The 9,380-nt window shown below is 34.2% G+C and carries 9 protein-coding genes; 6 read left to right on the forward strand and 3 right to left on the reverse strand.

Features of this window, described 5'->3' with window-relative positions; all coding sequences use genetic code 11:
- Positions 1-20: 20 nt before the first annotated feature.
- Positions 21-512, forward strand: a complete 492-nt coding sequence (ppiB, locus tag GQ589_RS03000; RefSeq protein WP_160400040.1) for a peptidylprolyl isomerase B — start codon at positions 21-23, stop codon at positions 510-512.
- Positions 505-1,257 carry a UDP-2,3-diacylglucosamine diphosphatase gene (locus GQ589_RS03005; RefSeq protein ID WP_160400039.1) on the forward strand — a complete coding sequence of 251 codons (753 nt, stop codon included), beginning with the start codon at positions 505-507 and terminating at the stop codon, positions 1,255-1,257. Before ppiB ends, GQ589_RS03005 begins: the two co-directional genes overlap by 8 nt.
- Here GQ589_RS03005 and modC read toward each other — a convergent pair.
- From modC to modA, 3 genes are read right to left on the reverse strand one after another with little or no spacing between them, the layout of a single operon-like run.
- Complete coding sequence (gene modC, locus GQ589_RS03010; protein ID WP_160424519.1) at positions 1,236-1,916, reverse strand: molybdenum ABC transporter ATP-binding protein; 681 nt, start codon at positions 1,914-1,916, stop codon at positions 1,236-1,238. The two genes, GQ589_RS03005 and modC, sit on opposite strands and share 22 nt — an antisense overlap.
- Positions 1,917-1,919: 3 nt before the next feature.
- Complete coding sequence (gene modB / locus GQ589_RS03015) at positions 1,920-2,612, reverse strand: molybdate ABC transporter permease subunit (RefSeq protein WP_160424521.1); 693 nt, start codon at positions 2,610-2,612, stop codon at positions 1,920-1,922.
- Positions 2,613-2,659: 47 nt separating this feature from the next.
- The gene (modA, locus tag GQ589_RS03020) at positions 2,660-3,427 is read right to left on the reverse strand and encodes a molybdate ABC transporter substrate-binding protein (protein WP_160424524.1); all 768 of its coding nucleotides are present in this window, start codon (positions 3,425-3,427) and stop codon (positions 2,660-2,662) included.
- A gap of 278 nt (positions 3,428-3,705) precedes the next feature.
- Here modA and GQ589_RS03025 point away from each other — a divergent pair, with 278 nt between their 5' ends.
- The 4 genes from GQ589_RS03025 (at position 3,706) to GQ589_RS03040 (ending at position 8,740) form a co-directional block, all read left to right on the forward strand.
- On the forward strand, positions 3,706-4,482 hold the full coding sequence (locus tag GQ589_RS03025; protein WP_160424526.1) for a TOBE domain-containing protein: 777 nt from the start codon (positions 3,706-3,708) through the stop codon (positions 4,480-4,482).
- Between the two features lie 23 nt (positions 4,483-4,505).
- The gene (modF, locus tag GQ589_RS03030) at positions 4,506-5,966 is read left to right on the forward strand and encodes a molybdate ABC transporter ATP-binding protein ModF (RefSeq protein ID WP_160400034.1); all 1,461 of its coding nucleotides are present in this window, start codon (positions 4,506-4,508) and stop codon (positions 5,964-5,966) included.
- 391 nt (positions 5,967-6,357) lie between these two features.
- On the forward strand, positions 6,358-8,364 hold the full coding sequence (gene uvrB, locus GQ589_RS03035) for an excinuclease ABC subunit UvrB (RefSeq protein ID WP_160412503.1): 2,007 nt from the start codon (positions 6,358-6,360) through the stop codon (positions 8,362-8,364).
- Between the two features lie 25 nt (positions 8,365-8,389).
- The gene (locus GQ589_RS03040) at positions 8,390-8,740 is read left to right on the forward strand and encodes a RidA family protein (RefSeq protein ID WP_160424535.1); all 351 of its coding nucleotides are present in this window, start codon (positions 8,390-8,392) and stop codon (positions 8,738-8,740) included.
- The last annotated feature ends 640 nt before the right edge of the window (positions 8,741-9,380 follow it).

Consider the following 9,380-nt stretch of genomic DNA (forward strand, 5'->3'; position numbering starts at 1 on the left):
AAGAGAGTAAGGAATTTTTTATGATTATATTTCACACTAATCTAGGTGATATTAAAATCGAAACTTTTGATGACAAAGCGCCAGAAACAGTTAAAAATTTTGTTGAATATTGCAAAGACGGTTTTTATAACAATACTATCTTTCATCGTGTTATTAATAATTTCATGATTCAAGGCGGTGGTTTTGAACCCGGTATGAAGCAGAAAAAAACCAAATCTCCTATTAAAAATGAAGCTGATAACGGTTTAAAGAATGATCGCGGTACTTTAGCCATGGCTCGTACATCTGATCCACATTCTGCAACAGCTCAATTTTTTATCAATGTAGTAGATAATGATTATCTTAACTTCCGTTCTGCTGATGTTAATGGTTATGGCTATTGCGTTTTTGCACAAGTTGTAGACGGTCTTGATGTGGTTGATAAAATTAAAGCCGTTAAAACAGGACGCAGTGGTATGCATTCAGATGTCCCTATGGAAGATATTGTTATTACGAGTGTAACGGTTGAATAATCCTGTTCGTTATTTTATCGCTGATATTCATCTAGCCGATAATGAGCCTGCTTTTGGTTATAGTGATATAACCGCAGGCTTTTTGTCTTTTCTAAATGCACTACCTGACAATTGTGAGCTTTACATTTTAGGCGATCTATTTGATTACTGGGTCGGTGATGATATAAAAACAAATTTACATTACCAGGTTGCACAAGCGCTACAATCTTTATCAAAACGTAATATCAAAAAATATTTTGTTCATGGTAATCGTGATTTTTTGTTGAGCAAAAAGTATGCTCAGCAGTGTGATATGACCTTATTGCCAGAGGTTAATTGTTTACCTAATCAAGAAACAAACGTTGTTTTTTTACATGGCGATTTACTGTGCACTGATGATCTTCAATATCAAAAATTTCGAAAAGTGATGCATAATAAATGGTTACAAAAACTATTTTTATTTTTGCCGTTGTTTATTCGACTTAAAATTGCCACTAAGTTAAGGAAAAAAAGTAGTCAGCATAATCAAATTAAATCTGAATCTATTATGGATGTAAATCAACAAGCGGTAGTTGATATGTTGATGGCGCATAATGCCGATATTATGATTCATGGCCATACACACAAACCAGCAACTCACCACTTTCAAATAAATGGTCGCCCAGTAACTCGCCTAGTCCTTGGCGCATGGCATGATGGGGTGACATATGTTAAACAGGCGCAAAATAGCGATCTTTTCGAACTTTATAACCACTCTTTTAAATAATTACTTTGCAAAACTTGGCTGGTTTTACCAAACTCAATAGGCTTTCCTTGCTCTAAAATGACGACATTGTTAGCAATTTGTTTAACTTCATTAATATTATGCGTAACATAAATAATAGGTATATTTAATTCGTTAGCTAATTTATTAATATAGGTTAATAGTTCTTTCTTTCTTGGCATATCAAGTGCAGAAAGTGGTTCGTCCATCAATAGCAGTAAAGGATCTGTTAATAGTGCTCGACCAATTGCTACGCGATGTTTTTCACCACCTGATAGCATAGCTGGATAACGATTTAATAGTGGGCGAATATTAAGCACATTTACGATTTCGTCAAATCTTGACGATTCGATATTTTTAGCCCCATAAGTCAAATTTTTAGTCACTGTATAATGGGGAAAGAGTAATGCATCTTGAAAAACGGTACCAATTTGGCGGTTTTCTGGCGCAACAAAAAGGTGTTTATCACAATCAACTAGTGGCCTGTTATTTAGTTCGATATAACCTTGGTCTGGTTTAATTAATCCATTAATAAGATTGATTAGGGTTGATTTACCCGATCCCGAAACACCTAAAATAGCAGTAATACCTTGACAATCAATATTATGATTGAATTGGAACGAAAACGAAGCAAGCTGTTTGCTAACCTGTATCTTTAACATAATTTATTGTCCAGCAAGTTTATTTTTATGCCAACGATTTAATAATTCAGATAAAAATAGTGCAATTAGCGATAACATGATAGAAATAATACAAAGCCGTAATGCACCTTGTTCGCCATCGGGAATTTGTAACATTGTGTACATGGCAAGCGGTAGCGTACGGGTTTCACCTTGAATATTTGATACAAACGTAATTGTGGCACCAAATTCCCCTAAGCAACGAGCAAAACCTAGCACTATTCCCATTAAAACACCCGGAAAGGCTAAGGGTAACGTGATTGTCATAAATACTCGCCATCGACAAGCACCAAGGGTTCTAGCCACATTTTCAAGACGTATATCAATTGACTCAATAGCTAAACGAATTGAGCGTACCATGAGTGGAAAGGCGACCACAGCCGAAGCTAAAGCAGCACCTTGCCAATTAAAACCAAAGCTGATATTTAAGTAGTGATTTAACCACTCACCAATTACACCGTGTCGCCCCATGGTGATTAGTAATAAATAGCCTAAAACTACTGGTGGTAAAACAAGAGGAAGATGTACAATACTGTCAAATAGCGATTTACCCCAAAATTGACAGCGTGCTAATATCCAAGCTGTTAAAATACCAATGGGTAAACTAAACCCAATTGCAGCAAAGGCTATTTTTAAACTAAGTAGCAAGGTTTGCCATTCAAATTCGTTTAATAACATAATTGTTTTAATGACATAGTTGTATTGTATTATTTCACCAGCGTAAACTACTTAATTATAAAACCATATTTTTCAAAAATAGCTTTTGCTTGCGGTGAATTTAAATATTGATAAAAATCGTTCGCTTTTAAGTTTAATAACGTGATTGGGTATTCAATCGATTTGAATGTATTTGCAGGAAACGTTCCAACAATTTTTACTTTATCACTTACTTTGGCATCAGTACTGTAGACAATACCAAGCACTGCTTCGTTACGTTCTACTAACATCAAAGCATCACGCACATTACTTGCTGGGGCAAATTGCGGTGATAATTTGTCGAATACGCCTAAGTTGGTGAGTGATTCTTTTGCATAGAGCCCAGCAGGCACATGATCAGGATCACCAATAGCAATCCTTTCACCTTTAGGTAGAATCGCCTGCCAATTGGTATTGCTATTAATTAAAACGTTACCTACTTGCGAATTTTTGGGCGCAATAAGAACTAATGCATTTTTCAATAGATCTTGTTTGTTTTTAACAATATTATGCTCAATTAAGTAAGTCATCCATTTTTGATCGGCTGACATAAAAATATCTACGGGGGCCCCTTGTTCAATTTGTTTAGCTAATATTGATGAGGATGCAAATGAAAACACAATGTCGGCATCTTTATGTTCCGTTTTATAACTTGTTGCGATATCTTGCATTGCATTTGTTAATGATGCGGCGGCAAATACTGTGATTTTTTCAACTGCCACTTTTTCAACTGCCGATGCTGAATATGTCATCGCCATTATGACGATAGTGGTGATAATTCCAATAATTTTTTTCATTCTTTTCCTCACAATCAAAAGTCGTTATTAATTTGAGTCGTCAATGATATTTATTTGTTTTTAAAAGTATATTTTTATTTTTTAGCAGAATGCTTAATTATCGTTATATAAAATAATACATATCGATGTTAGCAAAATTTATCCACAAAGTACAATTAAACTGATGAGATAGAATGATCAATAAGATTTTTAACAAGTTTTGAAGAATGCTAAAAAGCGTCTACAATGATTAATCGTCTTTGTTCTAATTGGATAGTGGTCATTTGTGGTGCTAAATTATGTTTTCTCCTGAAATTTTATTAACGTTAAATATACATCAGCAGTTATTTACTGATCCAAGGCGCATTGCGTTGTTAAAAGCAATCGATCAAACAGGCTCATTAAGTCAGGCTGCTAAGCAAGTGGGTATTAGCTATAAAACGGCATGGGATGCTACCAATGAAATTAACAAACTAGCACCTAACCCTTTTTTAATTACCGAAATTGGCGGTAAAAAAGGAGGAGGGACTAAGTTAAGTGATTACGCCATTAGGTTTATACAACTTTATGAGTTATTAACTCAGTTACAACAACATGCTTTTTATATTCTTAGGGATGATAAAGTACCATTAGACGATATATTAAAAGCAACAGCTAAATTATCATTGCAAACCAGTGCTCGCAATCAATTATATGGTAGCGTTAAACAAATAGAAAGCAATGGTGTTGCAGGCTTTGTAACGGTTCAACTAGATGATAGCCAAACCCAATTAAAGGTCTATATTACTCAACCAAGTGTGCAACGATTAAAATTAAGCCCAGATAAAACTGTTATTTTATTAATCAAGGCACCATTGATTGAATTAAATGATACCCATGAAAATCGTTTATTGATGAAAGTTGAAAATATAACAACTGATGGTGATTGGAGTGATATTACCTTTTCATTACCTTCTGGAATCATGATTTACGCCAGCAGAGAAACTCGTGAAATTGAACAATGCGCATTAACCGAAGGTAAGCAAATTACACTTTCTATTGATCCGCAAAATATTATTATCGCTACTTTAGTTTAGTATTTTATTAAGATGAGGTATTCATGTTACAAATAGAAAATGCGGTTTATAAAATCAGTGACTATAAGGTTTTTAGTATTGAAAAACTAGAAGTTTATCAAGGTGGCAATTTAGCGTGCATTGGTCGCAATGGTAGCGGTAAATCTATGTTAGTTAAAGCATTATCTGGCGAGCTTACACTATTGTCAGGTAGGGTAGACAATCAATTTAAATCAACCGCTTATATTTCATTTGAGCAGTTACAGAAACTAATTGATGATGAGTGGAAGCGGAATAATACTGATATGCTAAGTGAAGGTGAAAATGATATAGGATTAACCACTGAGCAAATCATTCAAGAAAACAGTTTTAATCAAGTGCTTTGTCAACAATTAGCAAACCAATTTGGTATCGGTCATTTATTAACTAGACGATTTAAATATCTTTCAACAGGTGAAACACGCAAAACCTTAATCTGTCGAGTTTTGATGCAACAACCCGATTTGCTGATATTAGATGAGCCCTTTGATGGCTTAGATGTTGCATCGCGTGAAAATTTAGCCGAAGTTCTTGCTGATCTTGCTAAGCAAGATATCACGGTTATTCTTGTTTTAAATCGTTTTAATGAAATTCCTAGCTTTATCAAAAATATTGGTATATTAGCGGATTGTCAACTATTGAAAATTGATACAAAAGACACAATATTGAATGATATAACAGTCAAGCAATTGGTCAATTTGGAAAATATACCCAATACGCCATTACCTGAAGCCGATGAACCACCAATTCAATTAACTGATGAATTAGATCGTATCATATTAAATAATGGTTATGTTCATTACGATGATAAAGCCATTATTAATGGGTTAACTTGGCAAGTCAAAGCCAAGCAAAATTGGCAAATTGTCGGGCCTAATGGTGCAGGTAAATCGACGTTATTAAGTTTAATAACCGGTGATCATCCGCAAGGATATTGCAATGATCTTATTTTATTTGGTCGTAAACGTGGATCAGGTGAAACAATTTGGGATATTAAACGCCATATTGGTTATGTCAGTAGCAGTTTACATTTAGATTATCGCGTTAATGCGAGCGTTAAAACCGTGTTATTGTCTGGTTATTTTGATTCGATTGGTGTATATCAAACCACCAGCGATAAACAAACTAAATTGGCTGATGAATGGTTAAAGTTGTTAGGTTTACAAGCACAGGCTGATAAACCTTTTCAATCACTTTCTTGGGGACAACAACGTTTAGTATTGATAGCTAGAGCTTTGGTTAAACATCCAACATTGCTTATTTTAGATGAACCTTTACAAGGCCTCGATCATCTTAATCGGGAATTAGTAAAATGTTGGATAGATCGCTTAATTAGTGAAGGTCATACGCAGTTGTTATTTGTGTCTCATCATGCAGAAGATGCGCCAAAATGTATCACTCACCGATTAACTTTTGTTCTAGACTTTGATGATAGCTATCAATATCAATTTGAACAGTTAAGCTAAGTAATTAGTTACACCTATTAAAAGTGATATTAAAAATAGGAATAACAATCCAAAAAAAAGGGATTTTTTTTTGAAAATTTGTCTTGATAATTGAAAAAAGTTTATAAAAAAGGTACTTATGAAGTTATCCCCGTTGCCTGTGGATAACTCTGTTAATAGTTTATTGAAAAAAACGCTAACCTCAGTAACTATCAGGATTTTTCTTGATTTGATTGCAAGTTAACCGTTAAGTTATTTTTTATTTTTTATCAATGAGTTAGTATAAATCAAGTCATTGGTAAATTGTTTTTTTTATAAATAAAAAAGCAATTTGAATAAAAAATATAAAATATTAAAAGGTCAAGTCCTTTTGGGGATAATTTTTATTAATAGGTAAAATATTGGTTGCGATGTGATGAAAAAATTTAAATTATGTTCCGAATTCAAACCTGCTGGTGATCAGCCTGAAGCAATAAGAAAAATTAATCAAAATCTTCAAGACGGGATTGCACACCAAACATTATTGGGCGTAACAGGATCTGGTAAAACCTTTACCATGGCCAATGTCATTGCTGCGCATAATCGTCCAACAATTATTTTAGCTCACAATAAAACATTGGCAGCTCAATTATATGGTGAAATGAAAGCCTTTTTCCCAGAAAATGCGGTTGAGTATTTTGTATCTTATTACGATTACTATCAACCCGAATCTTATGTTCCTTCAACCGATACATTTATTGAAAAAGATGCATCAATTAATGAACATATAGAGCAGATGCGTCTTTCTGCCACTAAATCGCTATTAGAACGACGTGATGTTGTAATCGTTGCTTCGGTATCAGCAATTTATGGTTTAGGTGCGCCAGAAACCTATATGTCGATGATATTGCACTTAACGAAAGGTACCATAACTGATCAGCGTTCAATTTTGACTCGTTTGGCCGAATTGCAATACACTCGTAACGAAATAGGCTTTAGTCGTGGCACGTTTCGTGTTAGAGGCGATGTGATTGATATCTTTCCGGCTGATTCAGATGAACTTGCCGTGCGTGTAGAGTTATTTGATGATGAAGTCGATCGAATTGTTATGTTTGATCCGCTCACAGGTAATGGCATAAATGAAGTATCACGGATAACTATTTATCCCAAAACACACTATGTTACGCCAAGAAATATAATGGAAAACGCGATTGCCCAAATTAAGCAGGAACTTAAAGAACGTCAAAAAGTATTATTAGATAATAATCGTTTGTTAGAAGAACAACGCTTAACTCAACGAACACTATTTGATATTGAAATGATGACTGAGCTAGGTTACTGCTCAGGAATCGAAAACTATTCACGTTTTTTGGCACAGCGTAATCCAGGCGATCCGCCAGCCACATTATTTGATTATTTACCTGCTGATGGATTATTATTCATTGATGAATCACATGTGACAATTCCGCAACTTGGCGCAATGTATAACGGTGACCGTTCACGCAAGCTTAATCTTGTTGAATATGGCTTCCGTTTACCATCAGCATTAGATAATCGACCATTAAAATTTGCTGAATTTGAAAATATTATGCCACAAACCATTTACGTGTCAGCAACTCCTGCTAAATATGAAATTGAAAAATCGGGTGGCGAAATTATAGATCAAATAGTTAGGCCTACAGGGCTATTAGATCCTATTATTGAAGTACGACCTGTTGCGACTCAGGTTGATGATTTGTTATCCGAAATCAAAATTCGCACTAAGAATAATGAGCGCGTTTTAGTAACTACATTAACTAAACGTATGGCAGAAAACTTAACAGATTATTTGTCAGAACATGATGTCAATATCAAATATTTGCATTCAGATATTAATACGGTTGAACGAATGGAAATTATTCGAGATTTACGTTTAGGTAAAGTTGATGTGCTAGTAGGCATTAACTTATTGCGAGAAGGTCTTGATATACCTGAAGTGTCGTTAGTTGCTATATTGGATGCTGATCGTGAAGGTTTTTTACGCTCAGAGAGTGCACTTATTCAAACCGTTGGTCGTGCAGCTCGAAATGTGCATGGTAAAGCGATATTATATGCCGATAAAATTACGCCTGCTATGCAAAAAACGATTGATGAGACAGCTCGCCGTCGTCAAAAACAGGAAGATTTTAATACTGCACATGGCATTACACCAAAATCGGTACGCAAAGAAATCAAAGACATACTAGAGGCTGGTTTAAGTACTAAAAAATCAACGGCTAAAATACAAGCATTTGAACATGGTAAACAGTATCAGTATGTCTCAGTTAAAGAGGTTCAGGCAAAAGTGAAAGAACTTGAAGCAATGATGTATGAAGCAGCTCAGAATCTTGAATTTGAAAAAGCTGGCGTACTACGCGATGAAATAAAAAAATTGCGTGCTGATTTTATTAAAGTGTCTTAATTAACCATCTGATAAGGAAAATATGATGACAATAACACGAATTGATCCAGAAGAACGTTGGTCTGAAGCCGTAATTCATAATAACGTTATTTATTACACAAGTGTTCCTACTAATCTTGAAAATGATGCTTATATCCAAACTAAAAGTGCTTTAGCCGAAATTGATAAAATGTTAGCTAGAGCTAACAGCGATAAATCACATATATTGGATGCAACATTATTTTTAGTTAATAAAAATGACTTTGTCGCAATGAATAAAGCATGGAACGAATGGGTAGCCAAGGGAAGCGCTCCTGTACGTTGCACTGTACAAGCGGGATTAATGAAAAAGGAATATTTAATCGAAATTAAAATTGTGGCAGCAGTAAAAAATTAATATTGTGATTACTGCCAATACTATTTGCTATTCGGTGGCATCAATTTAAGTTCTTGTAAACAAATGGGGGTATTTACCTATTCTTGAGCTAAAACATAAGGCGTTTTCCCTAAAATCGCTTTATGCAGTTTAATGGTATTATAAAAGTGACTAAATCGCTAGGCTTTAGTTGTCAGTCTTTTGGTAACTAAATATTTGCTGATTCTGCAACTTTCCATTAACGTATGTATCGCTATTTCGCCTTTTCCATTCGTTTATGGGCAGGCGGGGTTGGTGAATTTTATTTAATACGATGTGATCACACAGTTTATCTAAAAAGACAAAGCGCCCATTTTTGTTAAAAACTTTCAGGAGACATCGTGTTTAAGTAAAAAAATCATGACTAAATTGATAAAAATGAACTTATCGTTATTCCTTTTTTAACAAAAATTTAACTACAAAAACAACGTCGCTAAGCTAACTTGAATTATTAATATTAAACAACATGATGGTTAAAAATTAGTTAAAATTTAACCCAAAATGCGCTATACTTTATGCAATTATACAATTTAATTTAGTGAGACTATCTATTAGATAACGACATTAGAGAGCCACATTGGATAATTAAATTAGATAACATTAATTATTTGAATCATTACAA

The sequence above is a fragment of the Gilliamella sp. Pas-s27 genome (assembly GCF_009795865.1).
GTDB lineage: Bacteria > Pseudomonadota > Gammaproteobacteria > Enterobacterales > Orbaceae > Gilliamella.

Bases quoted from the DNA above. Each gene is read 5' to 3' on its own strand.
- ppiB (WP_160400040.1), top strand. From the start codon at position 21: ATGATTATATTTCACACTAATCTAGGTGATATTAAAATCGAAACTTTT.
- modC (WP_160424519.1), bottom strand. From the start codon at position 1,916: ATGTTAAAGATACAGGTTAGCAAACAGCTTGCTTCGTTTTCGTTCCAA.
- modB (WP_160424521.1), bottom strand. From the start codon at position 2,612: ATGTTATTAAACGAATTTGAATGGCAAACCTTGCTACTTAGTTTAAAA.
- modA (WP_160424524.1), bottom strand. From the start codon at position 3,427: ATGAAAAAAATTATTGGAATTATCACCACTATCGTCATAATGGCGATG.
- GQ589_RS03025 (WP_160424526.1), top strand. From the start codon at position 3,706: ATGTTTTCTCCTGAAATTTTATTAACGTTAAATATACATCAGCAGTTA.
- modF (WP_160400034.1), top strand. From the start codon at position 4,506: ATGTTACAAATAGAAAATGCGGTTTATAAAATCAGTGACTATAAGGTT.
- GQ589_RS03040 (WP_160424535.1), top strand. From the start codon at position 8,390: ATGACAATAACACGAATTGATCCAGAAGAACGTTGGTCTGAAGCCGTA.